Here is a 25,031-nt window from a genome sequence, read left to right as displayed (position 1 = left end):
ATGGAGGGAATTTTTAAATGAGATATACTTCACTGGTTCAAATGCTCCTTAGAGGAAGTAATAGCGGTAAAGATATAACTTTTATTAATAATGAAAATACTGAGAAATGTATATCATATAAGGAATTATTGGATGGTGCCTTAAAGGTGCTGGGCTTTTATCAGCGCAACAAGCTTAAGCCGGAGGATAAAGTTATCATTTATTTGAATGATAATTTAAGCTTCCTATACAGCTTTTGGGGATGTATTTTAGGAGGAATCACTGCTGTTCCTATCACGGTCGGAAAGGATCAAACGATAAAGACGAAGCTTGAGAGAGTTATTGGTACCTTGGGAGAATGCAAATTAATTACCAGCCAGCTCATGCAAAAGGATTTAGAGGATATTAAGACGATGGATTCAAGCAATGTTCTGGTTTTTGAGGACATTGATTTTCAAAAAGAAGATGGAATTATTCCTGACATTAAACCGCAGCATACCGCATTTATTCAATTTTCCTCAGGTTCAACTTCGGAACCTAAAGGAGTTACTTTAACTCATGAAAATCTGCTTACCAATCTGGACGCAATATGCTCAGGCTGCCATATTCAGGCACATGAAAAAACGATCAGCTGGATGCCTTTAACTCATGATATGGGAATTATCGGATTCCATTTAGCACCGATGTATGCAGAAATTGACCAGGTTCTGATGCCGGCCATGCTTTTTATCAGAAATCCGTTACTGTATCTTGAAAAATTGGTTGAACATAAAGCAACAATTCTTTGTTCTCCTAATTTTGGAATAAAGCATATTATGAACTTTTTATCACTGCATAAGGATTGCCAACTTGATCTGTCTAATGTACGACTTTTATTTAATGGGGCTGAACCGATATCTTATGATCTGTGTATCAAGTTTATTGAGGATATGAAACGGTTTGGACTAAAAGAGAATGTGATTTTCCCTGTATATGGAATGGCTGAGGCTTCATTGGCCGTTACTTTTCCTGTTCCCGGACATCAGATTGAAGTTGTGCGAGTTGACAGAAATGCTATGAAGGCCGGAGAACGAGTCATTCTGGTAGATGAGAAGCATAGCAATTCTATTCAATTCGTGAAGTTGGGAAAACCTGTGAATGATTGCAGCGTGCAGGTCTGTAATGAAGAAGGCGGGGCTTTAGGAGAAGAGGAAATTGGAGAAGTTTATATTAAGGGAAAGAACGTTACAAATGGGTATTACAATAATAGTAAAGCAACCGAAAGCTTCTCGGGAGAAGATGAATGGAAAAAGACCGGTGATATAGGTTTCTTTATTGAGGGCCAGCTGGTCATAACCGGAAGAAAGAAAGATATCATATTTATAAATGGACAAAATTATTATTCACATGACATTGAATCATTGGTTGACGAGCTGAATATTCCCGGAATTAAAGCTAATGCTGTTTGCGGTATTCCTAATTCTGATAAAGAAGATGAGGTTGTAATATTCGCAGTAACAAAAACTAAAAAAGAAAAATTCAAACCTATCGCTGCCCTAGTGAAAAAGATGATCAGTATAAAAATAGAGAAAGAAATCAAAGCAGTAATTCCACTGCCCAGTATCCCAAAGACTACAAGCGGTAAGATACAGCGTTATATTCTGGTTGAAAATTATCTTAACGGGTTGTACGACGAATACCTGAATACCGGCGAAACAGTCCAACCAGAGATTGAGGATGCACCGTTAAGCAAACGCCATTATGAAATTAAAAGGTTATTTGAAGAATCATTAGGAATTTCGAATCTGCCTATTCAAAGCAATTTTTTTGAAATGGGAGGAAATTCAATAAAGGCAATCTACTTAATAAGCAAAATTAACACTAACTATAATAAAAGTCTTGAAATTAAAGATGTGATGAAAGACTTCACTGTGAAAGGTGTTTCTGATCTCGTTGCGTCAAACAACCCGGTAGCGACCAAGCAATTAAAGAATGTCCAGGAAGCAGAATATTATCCTGTATTGCCTTCTCAGAAGAGGCTGTTTATTCTAAATAAAATTCCCCGTTCAGAAACGATGTTTAATGTTACAAAAGCATTTGAAATGAATGCAGTGGTTTCCCCAGCCAAAATTCAAATGATACTTGAAAAACTAACAGAATTACATGAGGCACTTCGAAGTAATTTTGTCATAGTGGATGAAGAAATCTTTCTAAAGGTACATAAACAAAGTGCAATAAACTTTCAAGTTCATGATATTAAAAGAAAGGATATAAAGTCCTTTATCAAAGAGTTCGACACCCCCTTTGATTTGGAGAAGGACATCCTGTTCAAAACAGCTTTATTGCGGTCACGCGGAAAAACGACTATTGTATTTTGCATTCATCATATAATCACTGACGGTACCTCTCTGGGTATACTCCTTCAAAACTTTATAGATTTGTATAATGAAAGAACAGTGCCGGAGCCTGCATTTGCCCTAAAGGAATACTCTTGCTGGAAAGAAATGTTTAATACTACTGAAGCTTTTAGACAACAAGAAAAGTATTGGCTGCAAAAATTCAGTAATAATATCCCTTTACTTCAGCTTCCTTATGACCACCCCCGGCCTAAAGCTTTAAATTACAGCGGAAGCAGCTTGAAAGGGATTATAGATAAGGATTTGTTTATCAGCATTGGCCAATTAGCTTCTAAAAATCATACTACAGAGTATGCGGTTTTATTTTCAATCTTTAATGCTGTCATCAACCGCTTCTCCCGGCAAAACGATTTTGTAATAGGTACTCCTATAGCAAATAGAGGAATTGGTAATTCGGATAACATTGTTGGAATGCTGATTAATACATTGCCGATCAGAATAAATATTGATAATAATCTGAAATATGTAGATTACTTGAATAATTTTAGTGAAGATATTTTTAACGATATAGCCAATCAGTACTACTATAATGAAGAATTAGCAGAACAGATTAAACTTAAGCCTGAGATGAACAGAAATGCACTGTTTGATGTTGTTTTTAATATGCAGAATATGCAAGTGCCTGCTTTTAAACTGGACGGGGCAGACTTGCTTCCGCTCGAAAATGTAACTACGACAATCAAGGTGGATTTAACACTGGATATTACGCCTCAAAAAGATCATTATGAATTAAATGTGGAATTTTCTACTGAGTTATTCGAAGAAAAAACAATAAAATATTTTATGGATAAATACATTAAAATGTTACGTGTTTTCACGGAAAGTCCCGGGACTATAATGAAAAATGCGGAAATTTTAGATGAAAAAGAAATGAATGAATTTTTGTATAACCGTAATAACCTTACTAAAGCTGTTGTTGAAAATATTACATTTATTGATGCTTTTGAAAAACAGGTCAGCAGAACGCCTCATAATATTGCCATAAAATTCGGAGATAAAAATATCTCTTATTTAGAGCTGAATGAAAGAGCCAATTGGATGGCTGAATATATCAATTCAAAGAAAACAACTAAAAATAAAATAGTTGCTGTGCTGATGGAAAGAAGTATTGAGAGGGCGGTTGTTTTATTAGGATGTTTGAAATCGGGGAAGGCTTACCTTCCCATGGAACCGGGAAATCCGGTTGAGCGGATCAATTATATGTTTAGTGACAGCCAATCTGAAATTCTCATAACTGACAGCTCTAGCCCTCATGATATTGAGTTTGTCGGACATGTACTTCAGATCAATACTATTGAAGATATGGAAAGAGAGAAAGAAAATTATAGATTTAAAGTGAATTCTGAGGACCCCGCTTATATTATTTATACGTCAGGGACTACCGGGAATCCAAAAGGGGTAGTTGCCAGCCACCTGAATTTATGGGGCTACATTTGTGCATTCCAGCAGGAATTCAGTTTAAAAGCAACGGATATTGTTCTGCAGCAGGCATCCTATGCTTTTGATACTTTCATTGAAGAAATGTATCCGGCCTTAACTGTGGGCGGCAGCGTGTCTATATGTACTAAAGCGGAAGTATTGGATATCACATTATTAACGCATAAAATTACGGATGAACAAATTACGGTTGTTTCTGCGTCTCCTTTACTAATAAATGAATTAAATAAGGTTGTGCGGAAGAATTCCGTTCATACCTATATTAGTGGCGGGGATGTTCTTAAATGGGAATACATTAATAATATCATCGATTATTCCAATGTTTATAATACCTATGGACCCACAGAAACGACAGTTTGTGCTGCTTATCATAAATGCAGTAAAGAGGATCTTAATAATCCGATACCGATTGGAAAACCAATTGCTAACTATAAGATTTTTGTATTTGATGATGCCGGTAAGCTGTGCCCTGCGGGAGTAGTAGGAGAGATTTGTGTTGGCGGGATAGGGGTTTCAAAGGGATACCTGGGGAATGCACCTTTGACGGAAGAGAAGTTCGTAATCAATCCGTACGTTGGAAATGAACTGGTTTATAAGACAGGGGATTTGGGCAGATGGACTTCCAAGGGCGAGATTGAGTACATGGGTAGAAGAGATAACCAGGTTAATATTAGGGGATACCGGATTGAAACACAGGAGATTGAACAACAGTTATTGAAGCATACTGCTGTGAATGATACTGCTGTTATCGACCTGGAAAATGAGCAGGGCGAAAGAGTTTTGGCTGCGTATATCATTACTAATGCGGATATAAAAGTCTCCCATTTAAAAGAGCATTTGTTGAAATTTCTGCCCGAATACATGGTGCCTTCGTATTTTGTACCTTTGGAGAGTTTGCCTGTAACTCCAAATGGCAAACTGGACAGAAAGTCGCTGCCTTGTCCGCAGGATAATATGTTAATGAACGAAGATTATGAAGAAGCAAGAAATGACAATGAACTGAAATTAATTGAAATATGGAAGGAAATCTTATGCATTGACAAGATAGGGATTAATGATAATTTTTTCGAGCTGGGCGGCCACTCTTTAAAGTTAACTATAATGATATCCCGAATACACAAGGAACTTGGAGTTGAGCTTAAGTTAAGCGAGGTATTTTCGTTACAAACGATTAAAGAAATTAGTGAACATATAGGCAGGTCTACGGAATCTGAATTTGATGAAATCAAGCCGATTGAGGAAAAAGAAGGGTACGAGGTCTCTTCTGCCCAAAAAAGAATGTATATGCTTCAAAGATTTGATCTGCAGAGTACCGGCTATAATATCTCCGGTGCACTTTCCATAACAGGTGAGATTGATATTGACCGTGTTGCTCAAGTTATAAAAGAACTTGTAGAGCGGCACGAGTCACTCCGAACGTATTTCGTTGAAGATAAAGGAAATATTCTGCAGAAAACAATTCATGCGACTGATTTTGAGACTGGCTTTATTAACTGTCCTGATAAAAATATCCATGACACTATAGACAGAATTATTCAGCCGTTTGACTTGAAAAGCGCACCCTTATTTCGCGTCACTGTTATAAAAGAGTCAGAAGCAGAGCATGTAATTGTCTTTGATATGCATCATATCATTTCGGATGGAGTCTCTGTAGGGATTCTCATTAAAGAATTTTCAAAACTTTATGCAGGTGAAAAGCTCGCTCCACTCCATCTGCAGTACAAGGATTTTGCCGCCTGGCAAAACAAAATGCTCCAATCGCAGAAAATAAAAGAACAAGGAAATTATTGGACCGGGTTATTTTCTGGAGAGATACCTGTTTTGAACTTGCCTACGGACTATGTGAGACCAGCTGTCCAAAGTTTCGAAGGAAAAACAGTAAGAACGAAGATCGATGACTTGATATATAAAAATTTAAGTGTGATTGCGCAAGAGACTAACACTACAATGTATATGCTTTTGCTTGCAGCTATGAACATTCTTTTAGCTAAGTATACAGGCCAGTCCGATATTATTATCGGCAGCCCGATTGCCGGGCGGTATAATGCCGATTTGCAAGATGTAGTAGGCATGTTCGTCAATACTCTAGCTATGCGGAATTACCCGGATGAGGTTAAACCGTTCAAACAGTTTCTTGGGGAAGTTAAGCAGAATTGTTTGGATGCCTACCAAAATCAGGATTACCAGTTTGAAGAATTAATTGACAGATTGAATCTTACCAGAGATATGAGCAGAAACCCTTTGTTCGATGTGATGTTTACTATGCAAAATATAGATAATCAGCATTTGGATATACAGGGTCTTCAATTTAGAAGATTTATTCATGAGTATAGCATTTCAAAATTTGATATTTCCTTTACTGCAGAAGAATTTAAAGGAGAACTAATCATTGAGCTGGAGTATAGTACCCACCTGTTCAGAGACAGCACGGCTCATGCAATTCTGAAACACTTGAATAATATCTTGGCTAATATTACGCAGCATGCGGATGTTGCACTTAAAGATATTGAAATGTTATCAGAGGAAGAGAATAAATATATTGTTGATGAATTGAATCAGACATATACAGCTTATCCTGAAACCAAAACATTCCAGCAAATGTTTACCGAGCAAGTGCTCAAAACTCCCGAGAAGCAGTCTGTTATCTATGGCAATCAATACTTAACATACCTGGAATTACATCATCGCTCTAATGCCTTGGCCAGAACGTTGAGAGCTGAAGGGGTAGCCCGGAATACTATTGTAGGAATAATGGCAGAACGGTCTTTGGAGATGTTTATAGGTGTTTTAGCGATCATCAAAGCCGGGGGAGCCTATCTACCTATTGATCCTTCTTATCCGGAAGAGAGAATACAATATATGCTTGCTGATAGTGAAGCGAAAATAATCCTCTCCCAAAAATCATTTGTTGATAAAATAGGTGAAACCTGCAACTTTATTGATATCAATGATTCAACTAATTATTCAGACGATGTTTCAGATCTAGCTGATATTAATGCGGGCACTGATCTGATATACATTATTTATACCTCAGGTACAACAGGTAAGCCTAAAGGTGTAATGATTGAACACCGTAATCTAGTTAATATGGCGTTTACATGGATCAACCATTACAAGCTAGACATTATTGAAGCCAGGTTATTACAGATGGCCAGTATAGCATTTGATGTTTTTGCGGGTGATATGTGCAGAGCTTTACTCACAGGGGGAAGTTTGTTTATTTGTCCTGAAGATACCAAGCTGGAGTTTAAATCCCTGTATACATTAATAAAGGATAAGAAAATTAATATCTTTGAGTCAACGCCCGGTCTGATCATACCATTTATGGAATACATTCATGAAAATCAGTTAAGCATTGATAGTATGAAGGTATTAATTATGGGTTCGGATACGTGTGCAATTGATGATTATAAAAAGCTGGTTGACAAATTTGGACATAAAATGAGAGTACTCAACAGTTATGGAGTTACAGAGGCAACCATTGACTCCAGTTACTATGAAGAGAATTTGAAGTCCGTTCCTGATTTGGTAAACACACCTATAGGGAGGCCGTTAGATAACACCCAGTTTTACATTTTGAACCATTCAATGAAACCACAGCCTATCGGGGTTAGCGGAGAACTATATATTGGAGGAAAGGGAGTAGCCCGGGGTTATTATAAGAATGAACAGCTAACGCTGGAGAAATTCCCCCTGAATCCATTTAGAGCCGGTGAAAGAATGTATAAAACTGGTGATTTGGCCCGGTGGCTGCCTGACGGTAATGTGGAGTTCTTTGGAAGAGAAGATTATCAAGTGAAAATAAGAGGCTACAGGGTTGAAATAAGAGAGATAGAAAATCAGCTGCTTCAATATGCCGGGATCAAGGAAGCTGTGGTTATTGATAAAAAGGACGGAAACGGGCTCTCTTTTTTAGTAGCGTATATAACTGGAGTTCATTTCCTGAATGTCTCGCACATTAAAGAACATCTGGCTGGGAAATTGCCCAATTATATGGTCCCGTCTTTTATAAAGCAGCTTGAGGAAAAGTTGCCGGTTACACCTAACGGAAAAATTGACAGGAAAACATTAGGTGAATATGAGGTTAGTCTTCAGTCTGATTCCGAATATGTGGCACCGGTCACCGCTACCGAAATCAAGCTTGAAGGCATCTGGAATAGCATTCTTGGAGTGAAAAAATCCGGTGTATATGATAACTTTTTTGAACTTGGGGGACATTCCTTAAAAGCAATTGCTCTTGCATCCCGAATTCATAAAGAGTTTAATGTGGAAATTTTGCTTAAGGACATTTTTAAATCTCCGACATTAAAAGGTATAAGCAAGTGTATAGATCTGTCTGCAGAAAATAGATATGACCTGATTATAAAAACAGCGCCTAAAGAGTGGTATGAAACTTCCGCTGCTCAAAAAAGAATGTATATGCTCCAACAGCTGGAGCCAGATAGTCTGGGTTATAACATGTCTGCGGCAATCAAAATCCATGGGGAGCTTGAAAGAGGGAAGCTGGAAGAAAGTCTGCGTGAATTACACGTTAGACACGAAGCTTTAAGAACCAGCTTTGCAATTAAGGAAGGAAATATCGTTCAAAAAATACATGATTCCGTAAAGGTTGACTTCCAATACAGCGAAGTGGAGGATATCAATCTAAACAAAGAATTAGAGCGATTTGTGAGAACCTTTGATTTAGAAAGGGCTCCTTTGATGAGGGTACAACTCATTAAACAGCAGAACTATCATATACTTCTATTTGACATCCATCACATCATTTCCGATGGGATATCTGTAGAGCGGTTAATTAATGATCTCGGCAAAATGTATATGTCACAGTCCCTTCAGCAACTGGATATACAATACAAGGATTACTCTGAGTGGCAAAACGAGATGCTTCGGACGGAAAGATTGCTGCCGCAGGCCAACTACTGGAGAGAAGTATTTAGCGATAAGCCTCCCGTTTTGAATATGCCCCTTGATTATTCAAGACCTAAAGTACAGAGTTATGAAGGCTTAGGAACAGAAATACTAGTACCCACTGAGTTAACGCAGCAAATCAGGGCAATGGCTGAACAGCATAACGCCACTGTATATACGCTGCTGCTGTCAGCAATATATATTTTGTTATCGAAGTACAGCGGGCAGGAAGAAATAATTGTAGGAGGTATAACAGCAGGAAGAAACAAGCCGGAAGTTGATCCTGTTGTAGGAGTATTTATTAATACCTTGGCTTTGCGTAATACAATTTATTCCCATGAAAAGTATGAAGTGTTCTTAGCAAGAGTTAGGGATAATGCGTTTGCTGCTTTCGAAAATCAGGATTACCCGTTTGAAGAATTGTTGAATCTAATTAGCGTTAGGCGAGATCCTGCCAGAAGTCCGCTGTTTGATGTTATGTTCTCTATGGAAGATGATCTCTGCTTTGACTCATTAGAAACAGCTAATATTACATTTGAACCTGTAGCAGCGGTTAGAACATCGGTGAATTTTGACTTGAGATTTATTGCTGTAAACCGTGGTGATGAGATTGCCATGAAAATTGAATATGGAACCAAATTGTTTAAAGCAGCTACCATCAATAGAATGCTCGTGCATTTAATCTATATTATCGAACAAATAACGGCGCAGCCTGAACAGATTATTGCAGATATCAATTTGTTGACAATTGAAGAGAAAAACATCCTTTTAAACGATTTTAACAATACGGAAGCGGCCTATCCTAGAGAGAAGACTTTTATAGAGCTTTTTGAGGAACAAGTTTGCAGAACACCTGATGCGGCGGCAGTCATTACTAAAGACAGCACTATGACCTATAGTGAGTTAAATAGAAGGGCTAATAAACTTGCTAAAGTTCTAAGGGCTGAAGGGGTTAAGCGAAATGCTATAGTTGCTATTATTCTTGAACGTTCAGAGAGTATGCTAGTAAGCATATTTGCGATAATCAAGGCTGGCGGTGCTTATTTACCTATCGATCCGGATTACCCTGAAAACAGGATTGCCTATATTTTAGAAAATAGCCAAGCTTGTTTAGTTCTGACTCGTGAGAAATATTTTAATAAAGTAAATGCCGTTACACCTAAGCTGGATGTAGATAAACAGAGCTATGAATCAAATGGAGAAAACTTGGAGCTGATCAATACTCCGCAGGATTTAATTTACGTAATTTATACTTCAGGATCCACAGGTAATCCCAAAGGAGTAATGATAGAGCACAGGTCATTAGTTAATAGAATAAACTGGATGCAGAAAGCGTACCCTCTTACTGAAGCAGATACTATAATACAAAAAACTACTTATACTTTTGATGTATCTGTATGGGAATTATTGTGGTGGTCGGTCGTTGGGGCAAAAGTGTGCTTGTTGGAGCATAATCAGGAAAAGGATGTTTCGGCTATTATCGAAGCAATGTGTAAATATCAGATAACTACAGCCCATTTTGTCCCGTCCATGCTGAGAATATTCCTGGATTATTTGGAGGAGCATCAAAAGTACGATGAGGTACTATCTTTAAATAGAGTTTTTACCAGCGGAGAAGCATTGCAAACAAAGCAAGTGACGGATTTTGAAGCGGTACTGTTTAAAGAGTCCGGTACTCAATTAATCAATTTGTATGGACCTACTGAGGCTACAATAGATGTCTCCTATTTTAATTGTTTTGAACAAAGGCTGGACAGAACAATACCTATTGGTAAACCTATTGATAATATTAAATTATTTATTGTTGATAACAATCATTTAATGCTGCCTGTTGGTGTCCCGGGTGAGCTTTGTATTGCGGGGGACGGGGTGGCCAGAGGGTACTTGAATAATCAGGAGCTTACTGATCAAAAATTTATTACGCATCCATATGTCCCAAATTCTAAATTATATAAAACAGGGGATTTGGCAAGATGGCTGGAGGATGGAAACATTGAATACTTAGGCAGAATAGATCATCAGGTTAAGCTAAGAGGCTTCAGAATCGAGTTGGAAGAAATAGAAAGCCTATTGCTTAAATATCCTGGTATTAAAGAAGCTGTAGTGGTTATGAAGAAGGATTCTAATCATTACGAATATTTATGTGCATACTTTTCAGCGGATCTAACTATAACGGCTAAGCTGCTAAGAAATTATCTTTTGGCACATCTGCCTGAATACATGATTCCGGCCTATTTTGAACAACTCATTCATATGCCGCTGACTGCTAACGGAAAGCTTGACCGAAAACAGTTGCCTGAACCGGACCGGAGGCACTCAGCAAGTTCAACCTATAGAGAGCCGTCTAATGCAGTAGAAGCAACTATCTCGGAAATTTGGCGGGATTTATTACAATTGGATGAAGTCGGAGTTGAAGATAATTTTTTTGAAATAGGCGGACATTCACTTAAAGTGACCCAAATGATCTCTTTATTATCTAAAAAGCTAAGTGTAGATGTGCCTTTTAGAGAAATCTTTAATGCGCCTACTATTAGAGAATTAGCTGTATATATTCAACAACATGCAAAGGCTCGTTTAGAGGGAATCCCTGTTGCAGGCGTTCAGCCGTACTATAAGTTGTCTTCAGCACAAAAAAGGATGTATTTGCTGCAGCAATTTGACAGGAACAGCACTGTCTATAACATGCCTGAAGTTATTCTAATAGAAGGAAATTTCAACAAAAAAAGACTGCAGTCTGTAATTAATAGTCTTTGCACAAGGCATGAGAGCCTTAGAACACGTTTTAATATTTTGAACGGAGAGATTGTCCAGATTGTTGATGAAGATGTAACTGTTGCCGTCGAGTATGAGCAATTAAAGGACGGAGATCATCTTGATCGTATGATTGATCAATTTATTCGGCCGTTCGACTTAAGCAGTTCAGAGCTTTTTAGAGTTAAAGTTGTTGAAATTAAGGTTAATCAGCATGCCCTTATTTTTGATATGCACCATATTATTTCAGATGGAACCTCAAAAGGCATTTTGGTTAAAGACTTCGCAGAATTACTATCAGGCCAAGAGCTGATTCCATTAGCATTACAGTATAAAGATTACGCTGAGTGGAGTAATGATCCCCGTAACAGTGGAAGTCATGCTTCAAAAAGGGCTTACTGGATGGAGAAGCTATCTGGTGAAATACCATTATTAAATATGCCGACAGATTTTCCGAGACCTTTAGTCCAAAGCTTCAAGGGGAATATCCAGACGATAAAGTTAAGCAGAGAAGAAGGAATTGAAATTAAGAGGCTTGTGAATAAGCAAGAATGTACAGTGTATATGTTCTTTTTATCAATATTTAACATTTTATTAGCCAAATACACTGGACAAGAAGATATATTAATAGGTACACCAGCTTCAGGGAGAACACATCCGGACTTACAGCAGATTGTAGGAATGTTTGTGAACACTCTGGTAATGAGGAATTATCCTGTAAAAGAAAAGAATTTCAATGATTTTTTACAGGAGGTTAAAGAGGTTGTAATAGCAGCTTATGATAATCAGGAATATCCATTTGAAGTTTTACTTGATGAACTGAATATTAAAAGGGATGTAAGCAGAAATCCGCTGTTTGATGTCATGCTTACCATGCTGGAAGATGAGAAGACGGAAATGAGCTTGAATGGCCTGTCCCTTACGGCGTATAAAGAAAGTAATAAGACAAGCAAGTTTGATCTGAACATCTCTGTTGCTGTGTTGAAAGAAGATATTACAGTGAGCATCCAATATTGTTCAGATCTGTTTAAAGAGGATACCATTGTTCAAATGGGCCAACATCTAAAAAATATCATTGCTGCAGTTATTGAGAACGATGCTTTGAAAATCAAAGATATCGATGTTCTTGATAGAAACGAAAGAGACATACTGCTGTATGACTATAATGAATCTGAATTTAAACCGAACGACAGTTTAACAGTTCAAGCTCTTTTTGAAGAACAGGTTCAATTAAATCCTGAGGCTCTGGCAGTGTGTTTTGAAGATGAGGCTATAACTTACACGGAACTAAACAACAGGGCAAATCAAGTAGCATTTTCTTTAAGGAAACTGGGAGTGCAGCCAAACGCTGTAGTTGGATTATTAATGGAAAAGTCTATTAATATGATTGTTGGAATCATGGGAGTGATCAAATCAGGAGCAGCCTATTTACCTTTGGACGTTCATTATCCGACTGAAAGAATTGAATATCAGTTATCAGACAGCCAAGTGCAATTGTTAATTACAGATAAGTGTACCATTCCATTGAATACCTATACAGGAACGTTACATGAAATTTCATGTTTGGTTAATTTGGGGGAGACCAGCAATGATCGTCATATAGAGAATTTAAATAGTCCTGATGATGCAGTATATGTAATCTATACTTCTGGAAGTACAGGAAAACCCAAAGGAGTTGTAATTGAGCATAGAAACCTTGTGAGCCTGAATTATTCGCTAAATGACTTTATTTACGACCAATACAGCCAACCATTAAATATCGCTTTATTGGCCCCGTATATTTTTGATGCATCGGTCAAACAGATATTTTCCAGCTTGTTAAACGGGCACTGCCTTTGCTTAATAAGGGATGATTATAAAACTGACGGCCGGCGGCTTATCGAGTTTTACAATCAGCATGAGATTAATATTTCAGACGGAACACCGTTCATTTTAAACCTGCTGAGCGAAGCTTATAACGTAAGCGGATCACAAATTGGAGTGGACACATTCATCATTGGTGGAGACGTTATGCTGCCGCAAACCATCCGTGAATTCAGACGGGCAATGGGAGACGAAATTAATGTCGTAAATATTTATGGACCAACCGAATGCTGCGTAGATGCAACAGCATATAAAGTGAATGACTACGACATGATAACGGGCGGTAGTATACCGATAGGAAAACCATTAGCGAACACAAAAATATATATCTTGGATTCTAATATGCAGCCGGTTCCGGCAGGTGTAGAAGGAGAAATTTATATTTCGGGGTATGGGGTAGGCAGGGGTTATATTAACAATGAGCATTTATCCCGTCAGAAATTTATTCCTAACCCTTTTATTCAAGATTTGAGAATGTACCGGACCGGTGATTCAGGGAAATGGTTAAGTCATGGCTGTATTGAATACACCGGAAGAATAGATAATCAAGTGAAAATCAGAGGTTACCGTATTGAACTTTCAGAGGTAGAGGAAGCATTGTTACAATACAATAACATTAAACATGTAGCGGTTCTTAGTAAAGAGGATGCCAGTTCAGTTAAAATGCTGTGTGCCTATTTTGTAAGTTCAGAATTGGAAGAACCCTCTAATTTAAAGAGATTTCTTGCACGGACGTTGCCCGATTATATGCTTCCAGCCCAATTCATTCAATTGGATAAGCTGCCGGTTACAGTTAATGGAAAGCTTGATAAGAGAACACTCCTTGCAATGAAGATGCAGTCTGTAAATATCCTTCAATATGAAGCAGCACGCAACCCGTTAGATGCAGACTTACAAAAGCTGTGGTCTGATGCATTACAAGTAGAAAAAATAGGTATAAATGATAACTTTTTTGATCTGGGCGGAAATTCATTGACTGCATTGAAAATTGTAGCGGGATTGCGGGAAAGACATAAGCTGGATATAGGTGATCTGTTTAGAGCACAAACGATAAAAGATCTAAGTGACACTCTAAATTTGAGAAAACCGGAAAGGCAAGCCATTCATTCAGAGGAAGAGGCATCTAATTTACTACTCTCGAAATTTGGGATAAAAAGTGTTTTTGGTCGCTTTCATCATGAAGATACTGAGGGTATTATACTTTTCGTGAATAAAATGAATGATGGAGCAAATAAATTTATCTGTCAAAACTTTGATGGTTCAATATCACCCCATTATATACATCAAGTTGAGGGAGGGAATGTTAACAGCTACGGGAAGGGGAGTCTCCTTCAGAATGATGAGGAAATCTGCCGGCTGCTCAAGCTGGAAAGCATCCAAACTGGTGAATTAAATTCATTAGTATTATGGAAAGAGGCAGAAAAAACATTTAATAATTTTGAACAAACACTATTTGCTCAAGCTGATGTGAAAAAATATTCTGTGCTGCCAATCCAACGCTATACTATGGCATATGATTCAAAGATTTTAGTTGAATTTGCAATTGAGGAAACAATAGGTGATAACGTTCTACAAAATGTTGTAAATGAAGTAATACAAACCTTTGGTTTACTCCGAAGCAAAGTGGCAGCTGAAGGACGTGAATTATACTGGGAGGAGTACGAATTCCCTAATCACATACCAGCTTTAAAAGGGGCATCGGAAATTGATATATCTAAATTCAAACCAAGCTCGCAAAAAAAACTGATAAACGAAATTAGGGGAAAGTTGAATGATCAAAAATTTATTGAGCTATTACACAAGGTCATAATCGTAAAGAAGAATAGAAAGCAATCAGTAATTATGTGGTCGCTACATCATAGTATCTTTGATGGGGAGAGCGGCAGGGTCCTTCAGCGTACATTTATGCAATATTTAAACAATTATAAGGTGAACAGTATAAATGAACGTATTCAGATCAAAGATTACCATCATTTCATTACCGAAATTACCCGGCAGGAGCTGGGAGTGCAGGCTCAGGACTTGATTCGCACACTGGAACTTGAGAAATATAAAGCTCTCCAGAATAAGATTCAAGCAGCAATACTTGGAAATCTTGAGGAGGACGAGGGAGATCTATTAAATGTTAGCCTGAAGATCCCGGAAGAGTATGAGAAGTCGTTTAATGAAAATGTGTGGAATATCTCTTTTGAACTATTTTGTGTGTTCTGTGCCGCCTACCTTAAGGTTGATAGCGCTCCTGCATTGATTTATAGCAATGGCAGAAGACAAGGGGATACTTACTATAGTTCAATAGGAGAATATATTGATCTTACTCCTGTTGTAATTGATACATCTTCATCATCAAAACAATGGTCATTGATAGATGAAAAGATGAAGTATTTATCGAAGAATAAAATTAATTTTTCCAATCTGGCTTTAAGTAGTGACTCTAATAATTTTGTTAAAGAGTATTTTGTTAATGAGAATGGAGTTTTCAATTATCAGTTGATGTTTAACTTTCTCGGGTATAAGTCCTTACATGATCAAGATCTGCTAAGTTATATGTATAAAGCCAACATTAGCCGGAGTGAAAATTCCGGGGATACTTCACACATGCTTAATGGGCTCACCTTTAATGTAATGTATTCTGAAAATAATATTGTTGTTATGATCAATAATGTAAACAAAAAAAGTGAAGACGAACTGAAGAGAGTATTTACGGAGACGCTCTTAACCTGCCTGGAACAATTTAATACAAATATTGTGAAGTAGTTAAACGAATTTATCGTTTTGGCAATCCTGTAATTGCATTACCAAATGATTAAGGTCGGCGGTTGATGATACAAGATACCGCCGACCTATTTGTTTTAATCAATCCCTTTGCCTTTGAGGGAATGGAATCTGATGATAGATTGGGGATTTTATAATTGGGAAGCTTTAAAAATATGGCTAATCTGTATCTCAAATTGCCCAATAAGATTTACGTACTATGCATATGCATGCTTATAAATGGGCTGGGTAATTTTGTCCTCCCCTTAATCACTTTTATATTCAAATTGAAAATAGGGTATTCTGAGCAGCAGATTGGCTTGATAATAACGTTATTTATTATATGCCAGGCACCATGCCTGATCATTGGAGGCAAGCTTATTGACCATTATGGAAGAAAGCCGCTGATGATATTGTCCTATGGCTTAGCTGCAATTTGTTATTTAATGTGCAGCCTGATTGAGCCAAGCACCCTTATGGCGGTATTGATTATATTGGCTTCTGTCTTTTTTTCAATTTCAATGCCGGTATTAAATACTCTTATTACTGATTTCACAAATAAAGATAACCGTAAGGGATCATTTTCACTTATGTATTTGGCAAATAATATAGGTTTTTCAATAGCTCCGCTGTTAGGGGGATTAATGTTTGCAAGCTATTTAAATGTTCTATTCATTATTAATGCTGTAAGTATGATTATTTCTCTTATTCTGTTTTGCATATTTATCCAAGAGCCTGTCTCTCGTACGTATGAGGAAAAGGAGAATCAAGAAGGTATTGCAGATGTGTTTTCTTCAAAAAAAAGCACACTGGCAGTTTTGGCAAGACATCCGATACTTATTGTCACCGCCGCGGTTATGTTTATATATCAATTCTCATATTCACAATGGGGATTTCTGCTTCCTTTGCAAATGGTCGACCAATTCAGCGATGGAGGCACCCGGCTTTACGGTATTGTAGCTGGTGTCAACGGGGTAGCAGTGATTCTCCTTACCCCCTTTTTAACATACCGGTTAAGGAATATTGGATCCATCAAACTTATTGTTTCTGGAGGAGTATGTTATGCTGCAGCCTTCTTGGTGTTTGGATTTGCCGATGCCATTAGTATATTTGTAGCGGGTATTATAATAATGACTTTAGGTGAAGTAATGATAGTAATGAATTACAATATCTTTTTAGCTAATAATGTGCCAGAAAGTCATAGAGGGAGGATTCTTTCATTGTTGCCTATAATTACAGGAGCAGGTTATGCACTGGGACCTGTTGTTGTCGGTAAGTATACATATATGGGTTATACAGTATTGTGGATTCTACTAGGTATGTCTGTCTTTTTAGCTGCAGTTACACTGCGTATAATTCCTTTTAGTAAAAAACAACGCAAATATCAGTTATAGCAGCTTCCCTGGCAGGCTGTTGTTGTAAAGTTTTCCGAACCGATTATCATGCTGGAAAGTTATAAGATTTCCGGCTGTTTTAGCCGATATAATAGATTATATAAAATTTAGAATATCGCCAGTCTGGTTTGGAATGGTTTGAAGGGGGATGAGGTCATGGAGCACATGCATATGCATGGCAGTCATGACAAGCTGCTCGTATTTTTTTCGTATTTGATTGCTGTTGCAGCCTCCTATACTGTATTAGAGTTAGCAGGCATAGTGGGGATTTCCAAAGGAAGGCGGCGGGCACTATGGCTGGTGTTCGGTGCGGTCATCATGGGGATGGGTATCTGGTCGATGCATTTTGTGGGCATGCTGGCCTTGAAACTGGCTGTACCGGTAGCCTATAACCTGATGGTCGTCCTGCTGTCTGTTATGGTGGCGATTGTTGCCTCGCTGGTTGCCCTGATTGTTATCAGCCAGTACAGGCGTGGAATGCTTCCGCTTCTGGTAAGCGGCCTGCTGCTTGCTGTTGGTATTTTTGGAATGCATTACATAGGCATGTTCGCGATGCAAATCGGAATTTCCTATAGAGGAGACTATGTCTTTCTGTCCTTTGTCGTCGCCCTGGTCGCATCCATTGTTGCTCTGGGACTCTCCTCACAGCTTATGATGAACCGTAAGGCAGTCAGCCAGGCCCAAAAAATGATCAGCGCACTTGTAATGGGTGTCGCCATTGTAGGCATGCATTATACCGGCATGCTTGCAGCAACCTTTGAACCGGAGAGCCGGTCCTGGCTGAATACCGGGGTGGTGCTGGATCAGAAATGGCTGGCATATGTCATCGCCGGCGGGACGCTGTTCACTTTGGGCTTGTCTATTATCGGCGTTTATATTTCAAGACGTTTTTCCAGAAAAGACACAGAGCTCCTGATCAGTGAAAAATGGTACAGGTCACTCTATGAAAATAATCAGGATGCCATCATTTCTATTGATCTTAACCTGCGGATCATCGGCTCCAATCCTGCAGCTACCACGATTACCGGTATCAGCAGCAAGGAGTTTAAGGAGCAGCCCCTTACCTCTATTCTGAGTATCATTGCTGTTGAGGATCAGGAGCTGATCCGGGACATGTTCAGCCAGTCTCTCACCGGGGAGCAGGTCGGCTACGAAACGGCAATCACGCACAGAGACGGGCAGAAGGTTGATGTCAGTATAAATATAGCGCCCGTTATGGTCGACGGCCTGGTTGCCGGTATTTATGTCATTGCCCGGGATATTACAGAGGAGAAGCAGGCCAAGGAGCAGACCCGTTATCTGGCCTTCCACGATGAACTGACCGGACTTCCGAACCGCAGGATGTTCAGTCAGCTGCTGTCCCAGACCATTGAGGCACATCAGGAGTCACAGGAGCCTTTTGCCGTGCTTGTTATGGATATTGACCGGTTCAAGCTCATTAATGATACGCTCGGGCATCTGTACGGCGACCTTTTCCTGCAGGAGATGAGCAGCCGTATTGTCGGCAGTGTAGTTACCGCGCAGACCTCTCTGGCCAGGCTGGAGGGTGATGAGTTCGCATTGCTGTGCCGCTTCTCCCGGGAGCGGATGAATGTAACGGATATTACCGAACAGCTGGTCGCGGCGATCAAACAGCCGATTCATCTCAAAGGACGGGACCTGTACGTCACAGCCAGTATTGGCATTTCTTTTTATCCGGGTCACGGCCAGGCTGCGGAAGAGCTGATCAAAAATGCCGGAACAGCCATGTATGAAGTGAAGAAAAACGGCAGAAACGACTACCAGTTTTTCTCGGACGATCTGGACGGCCAGATTATGGAGCAGCTGGAGCTGGAATCGGATCTGCGCAAAGGGCTGGCGCGCGGGGAGTTCACGGTGCATTATCAGCCGCAGATCCGCGCAGCGGACAATGAGCGGATTATCGGAGTGGAGGCGCTGGTGCGCTGGAATCATCCTGTAAAAGGACTGCTCGGACCAGGTATGTTCATTCCTGCGGCGGAAGTAACCGGACGGATTGTTGAGCTTGGCAATTTTGTGCTGCGCGAAGCCTGCCGGCAGATGAGGCAGTGGCATGATGCCGGCGGTCCGCTTATTCCCGTGGCTGTCAATTTATCCTCACAGCAGTTCCTTCAGTACAATCTGCTGGAGGATATCCGTGATATTCTCCGCGAGACAGGGCTGGCGCCTGAGTATCTTGAACTGGAGATTACCGAGAGTATGATGATGGATGCCTCCAGGGCAAGTGCCATTCTGAATGATCTGGTAAAGAGCGGAGTCCGGATCAGTCTGGATGATTTCGGGACCGGCTACAGCTCGCTGGGGTATTTAAAGCTGTACCCGATTCATAAGGTGAAGATCGACCGGTCATTCATCAGCGGCATTACGGACAGCAGTGATGACCGGGCGATTGTGGCGACGATCCTGACCATGGCGGAGCATCTGAAAATGCAGGTCATCGCCGAAGGCATCGAGACGAAGGAGCAGCTGGAAGTTTTGGTGGGCAGCGGCTGCCGGGATATTCAAGGCTATTATTACAGCAAGCCGCTGGCTGCTGAAGAACTGGAACGGAAATACTTACGGCCCGCAGAACCTGTTGGCATAATAGTCTGATCATGCAGCGCGGTCCGCAAGGGCCGCGTTTTATTTTTGAGAAATGAACCTTTTGGGCGGACGGATTGTTTAATAGACAGACTTATTCAAGAAGGGAGGATTCCAATTGCAAAGCAACCGTGAAATATTCGAAGCCTACAGCAAAGCCGTGTACCGCACCTGTTACTATATGGTGCAGGATGCAGCAGACGCAGAAGATCTCTGCCAGGAGGTGTTTATTACCGTATTCCGCAGCCAGTGGCAGAATGTTGAGTATACCCGCGCCTGGATCATGAAAATTACGGTTAATACCTGCCTTAACCACCTGAAGCGCTCACACAGCCTGCGGCAGAAGCTCGCGCAGAATTTGCATCTGTGGGGCAGAAACGGCAGCGAGGAGCCGGTAGAACGGCTGATCGAACAGAAGGAAACGGCGCAGGAATGGGCGGGTTATATGTCCAGGCTGCCTGCCAAGATCAGGGCGGTGCTGACCCTGAGATACATGCATGATTTCAGTCTGGCTGAAATTGCGGAGGCCCTGTCCATACCAGTAGGGACGGCAAAATCGAGGCAGCACAAGGGCATTAAAATGATGAGGGAGATCCTGAATGAAGCCGGATTTCAAGATGAGGAATGGAGGGGGATACACCATGAAGAAGCTGGAAATTATGCTGGAGCGGCAATTAAATGAAGAGGATACCGTGAATTACCCGGATTTCGAGGGGATGTGGAGCCGGATGGAGCAGTCAGGTCACACTGCGCCTGCCGGAATCAATACAGCAGTAGGGACAGGCATGTACAGAAGGGGGAAATGGCGTAAAGTTACGTTTGCAGCCTCCCTTAGCGTACTGCTCGCGGCTGCCCCGGTATATGCCGCAATCCAGTATGACTGGGGAAATCTGCTGCACGGCAAGGAAGGGGTCCAGGCTGCACTTGAGCAGAATCTGGGTCAGCAGCTCGGACAGTCTGTTACAAGGGAAGGGGTAACACTGACGCTGCGTACAGCAATTGTTGATGATAACCGGACCGTCATCCTGTACAGCCTGGAAGCGGCAGATCAGGCAGAAGGCCGGTTCTGGAACGTGCAGGAGCTCTCCTTGAAGGATGAACAGGGTAACAGCAGTGAAGGAGAGTACACTTATTTGCAGTGGGATGAAGTAAACAACCGTTACAACGGTTATTTTGAAAGCGATTGGACTCCGCAGAAATCAGAGGCCCGCGTTACGCTGACCGCCACCGCAGTGCAGTCCTTTAGTCAGACTCAGGTGGATATCCCGCTGGACAGCCGTTCGCAGGCGATACAGAGCTTCCCGGTCGGGCAGGAGGGTATGGAGAAACTGGAGATTCAGCCTTTTATACAAAGCGGGGATAAGCTGCTGCTGTCTTCGGCCGTTACGTTTACCCGGCCGGAAGCAAAGGACTGGACGTTTCCGGAGATTATTGCTTACCGGAACGGTACGGAAGTCCGTTCTCTGCCCGGAGGTACCTATGGGACACCAGGAGACAATGGTGAATATACAATGAAGCAAACCTTCAAAACAGCCGAAGTTCCTGCAGGCGAAACTGTCTACAAGCTGCAGTATACCAGGCTGGAGCAGGATATTACCGGGCCGTGGGTCTTTGACCTGCAGCTGAGCAAACAGCAGATGGAGAGCGGTACAGTCAAAACTGCGCTGGATCTCCCGCTGGAACCGGGCGATACGGTCAATACGATCGAAAATATGATTGTTACTCCGACGCAAATCCGTGTTTCGATCCGGGTAAACGCAAAGTATCCGCAGATCCCTTACTATAAGTACGCGCTTGAGGTTGGCGGCAGGACGCTGGAGGGCAGCCAATACAGGTCGCCTAAGGATGAGCCCAAGCTTATGACCCTGCGCTTTGAACGCCCGGCAGAGCTTGAGGTTACTCCGGAAACACCAGTTACCTTTGTCGGCAGCTATAAAGTAACGGTGCATGAGGATGATAAGACGCCGCTTCAGCTGACCAGTATTTCAGCGCAGAAGCAGACAATAATGCGCAGTACAGGCGGATATCCGGTGAAGTGGACCTACTATATGGAGGGGAACGATCTCTTTGTTGAAACGGAGAGTGAGGATGCCCGTTTCGGCGGAGTTAATCAGACCCATATCAATCTTGGCAAAGACCGGATCATAGGCAGGCCGGTTACCGTTAATTTTAACGGGGACGGAAATAACCGGGCCATTGATGTGTATAAGGATTTCCAAGGAACTGAAGCCTCTATATATATGTTCCACTATACAACAGATGAACCAGAGCGGGAGACGCGCGTGCAGCTGCAGCCGTAGCCAGTGCTTTTATATCAGGTAAAATAAGATGAGCCGTCCGTACCCTGGCAGCAGGGGCGGGCGTTTTTGCATTTTTTGCAGCCGATGAAACCGGGGTAGCTTTTTGCGGCCTGATCCTTTATCCTTGCAGGACAGAAGCCAAAGGGAGAGAGTAACTTGGACAAACAAATAACACGCTGTGCCTGGGTTAATGATGATCCGCTGTATATTGACTATCATGATAAAGAATGGGGCAGCCCCCTCTATGATGATCAGAAGCTGTTCGAGCTGCTGATGCTGGAGGGCATGCAGGCCGGGCTTAGCTGGTATACGGTACTGAAGAAGCGGGAGCATTACCGTGAAGTGTTCGACGGATTTGATCCGCACGTTATCATCCATTATGACGATGTGAAAATAGAAGCACTGATGCAGGACAGCGGAATCATCCGCAACCGCCTCAAAGTTAATGCCATTGTGCAGAATGCGAAGGTCTATCATGAGATTTGCCGGGAAGAGGGCAGCTTTTCCGAATATCTGTGGAGTTTTGCGGGCGGAGAACCGGTCGTTAATGAGTGGAAGATGCGGGCAGAGGTTCCGGCAACAACGGCGCAGTCTGATTCTATGAGCAAAGCGCTAAAAAAGAAGGGTATGAAGTTCATCGGCTCTACGATTTGTTATGCTTTTATGCAGGCTTCCGGTATGGTGAATGATCATACGCTGGACTGCTTTTGCCGGGAATAATAAACCGCGTATTTGTATAGAAAGTGTAGTTTTGGCGCTACCTGCAATAGAAATGGTATACTGATAAAAGTTGAATAACTGGATTATATTTTAGGAGGACCCACACACATGTTATGGCACGAACTGACGGTACATACAACAGAAGAGGCGCAGGAGATGATATCCAATCTGCTGTATGAAGCCGGAGCAGGCGGTGTTTCTATTGAAGAATCGGGAACACTTGATAAAGTCAGAAATACCCGTTACGGTGAACTGTACGATGAGCCGCTGAACGATATCCCCCCCGGTGAGGCTGTAATAAAAGGCTACTATGCCGAAAATGTATCAATGGAAGAGGTCATCAAGGAGGTAGCCCCGCGGGTTGAGGAGCTGCGTGAGTTCGGGATTGATCCCGGCAAAGCGCTGATCTCCTGGAAAACGGTAGATGATGAGGAATGGGCTCACGCCTGGAAGGCCTACTTCAAGCCGCTGCGCGTGTCGGACCGTCTGACGATCAAACCGACCTGGGAAGAATATACACCAGCCAGTCCGGATGAAAAGATTATCGAAATTGATCCCGGCATGGCCTTCGGCACTGGAACGCATCCGACTACGGCGCTGTGTCTGCGTGCGCTGGAGAAGCATATCAGCGGCGGTGAAGAGGTTATCGACGTGGGAACCGGCTCCGGCATTCTGGCGGTAGGTGCGGTTCTGCTTGGCGCGGGCAATGTGCTGGCGCTTGATCTTGACCCGGTCGCTGTCGAAAGTGCACGGGAGAATGTGGAGCTTAACAAACTGCAGGGTTCGGTTACGGTAAAAGAAAGCGATCTGCTGACACTGCTCGGCGGCGAAGGTGCAGCGGATACTGCGGCAGGGGACATGTGGCCTGCGGCAAGACCCGGCTATACCGGAGCAGCAGAGAAAGCTGAACCGGCAGATGCCAGCCTTGGCGTTACACTGCCTGTGAAGCTTATCGTCGCCAATATACTGGCGGAGATTCTTGTGCTGTTCACGGATGATGTGTTCCGTGCACTGCAGCCGGGCGGACTCTATATTACCTCCGGTATTTATAAGGATAAGGAAGGTCTCGTGTCGCAGGCGCTGGAGGCTTCCGGTTTTGAAATTATTGAAATTACCCGTGAAGAAGACTGGGTGGCCATTACAGCCGGAAAGAGGTAGAGATGGATTTTTTAAATGATATATTAGTATATCCCCTGCAGCAGCTTCCGTTTTTCCTGATTACAATCGTCATTGCTTTCACTGTGCATGAGTTCGCGCATGCTTACTTTGCCAACAAATTCGGTGATCCGACGGCCAGGCTGCTTGGCCGCATGACGCTGAATCCAGCGGTCCATTTTGATCTGTTCGGGATTATCCTGCTGCTCATCGCCGGGTTCGGCTGGGCGCGTCCGGTTCCGGTGAACCGGGACAACTTCAGCCGTCCGCGGCTGATGGGAATCGTCGTGTCGGCAGCCGGACCGCTGAGCAACTTCCTGCTCGGAATTATCGGGGCGCTGATTTACTCTGCTCTGATTGGTACCGGAGTTGTGGATTCGATTCAGAACGAGCAGCTGCTGAGAGCCTTTTACTGGTTCTTCGGCATGTTCATCCCGTTCAATTTCTTCCTGTTCCTGTTTAACCTGATCCCGCTGCCTCCGCTTGACGGCTACCGGATTTTGGAGGATATTGCCCCGCGTCCGATCCGCGGCAAGCTGCAGCAGTATGAGCAGTGGACGGTCTTTATTTTCCTGCTGATTATCTTTATTCCCGGATTGAGAGCTTATACGATTACACCGCTTAATGTATGGGCACTGCAAATTGCAAATGACTTCATTAATATGTTCCTCAGCCTGTTCGGATACTCCGGATTGTAACTGGGACTGGTCACAGGCGGACAAACGTTGTATGATGGAACGTGTTTTTTTCAATGAATAATCAAGAGGATGAGGCTAAAC

The 25,031-nt window shown here is 41.8% G+C and carries 8 protein-coding genes; all 8 read left to right on the top strand.

Annotated elements, in window-relative coordinates; all coding sequences use genetic code 11:
• The first annotated feature begins 17 nt into the window (after window positions 1–17).
• The 8 genes from NST84_RS23145 to NST84_RS23110 all read left to right on the top strand — a co-directional run bounded on the left by NST84_RS23145 (window position 18) and on the right by NST84_RS23110 (window position 24,950).
• The gene (locus NST84_RS23145; protein WP_342562471.1) at window positions 18–16,088 is read left to right on the top strand and encodes an amino acid adenylation domain-containing protein; all 16,071 of its coding nucleotides are present in this window, start codon (window positions 18–20) and stop codon (window positions 16,086–16,088) included.
• Window positions 16,089–16,261: 173 nt separating this feature from the next.
• Window positions 16,262–17,479, top strand: coding sequence for an MFS transporter (locus tag NST84_RS23140; protein WP_342562470.1), 1,218 nt, complete (start codon window positions 16,262–16,264; stop codon window positions 17,477–17,479).
• A 156-nt stretch (window positions 17,480–17,635) separates the two neighbouring features.
• Window positions 17,636–20,089, top strand: coding sequence for an EAL domain-containing protein (locus NST84_RS23135; protein ID WP_342562469.1), 2,454 nt, complete (start codon window positions 17,636–17,638; stop codon window positions 20,087–20,089).
• Between the two features lie 106 nt (window positions 20,090–20,195).
• On the top strand, window positions 20,196–20,759 hold the full coding sequence (locus NST84_RS23130; protein WP_342562468.1) for an RNA polymerase sigma factor: 564 nt from the start codon (window positions 20,196–20,198) through the stop codon (window positions 20,757–20,759).
• Window positions 20,719–22,377 carry a DUF4179 domain-containing protein gene (locus tag NST84_RS23125; RefSeq protein ID WP_342562467.1) on the top strand — a complete coding sequence of 553 codons (1,659 nt, stop codon included), beginning with the start codon at window positions 20,719–20,721 and terminating at the stop codon, window positions 22,375–22,377. Before NST84_RS23130 ends, NST84_RS23125 begins: the two co-directional genes overlap by 41 nt.
• 156 nt (window positions 22,378–22,533) lie before the next feature.
• Complete coding sequence (locus tag NST84_RS23120; RefSeq protein ID WP_342562466.1) at window positions 22,534–23,097, top strand: DNA-3-methyladenine glycosylase I; 564 nt, start codon at window positions 22,534–22,536, stop codon at window positions 23,095–23,097.
• 108 nt (window positions 23,098–23,205) lie between these two features.
• A complete protein-coding gene (prmA, locus tag NST84_RS23115; RefSeq protein WP_342562465.1) occupies window positions 23,206–24,255 on the top strand; it encodes a 50S ribosomal protein L11 methyltransferase in 1,050 nt (349 codons plus the stop codon).
• Between the two features lie 2 nt (window positions 24,256–24,257).
• A complete protein-coding gene (locus NST84_RS23110; protein ID WP_342562464.1) occupies window positions 24,258–24,950 on the top strand; it encodes a site-2 protease family protein in 693 nt (230 codons plus the stop codon).
• The last annotated feature ends 81 nt before the right edge of the window (window positions 24,951–25,031 follow it).

This window comes from Paenibacillus sp. FSL R7-0345 (assembly GCF_038595055.1).
Classification (GTDB): Bacteria; Bacillota; Bacilli; order Paenibacillales; family Paenibacillaceae; genus Paenibacillus_AQ.
Note: the sequence above shows the minus strand (reverse complement) of the source record. Positions and strands in the feature narration are given on the sequence as shown.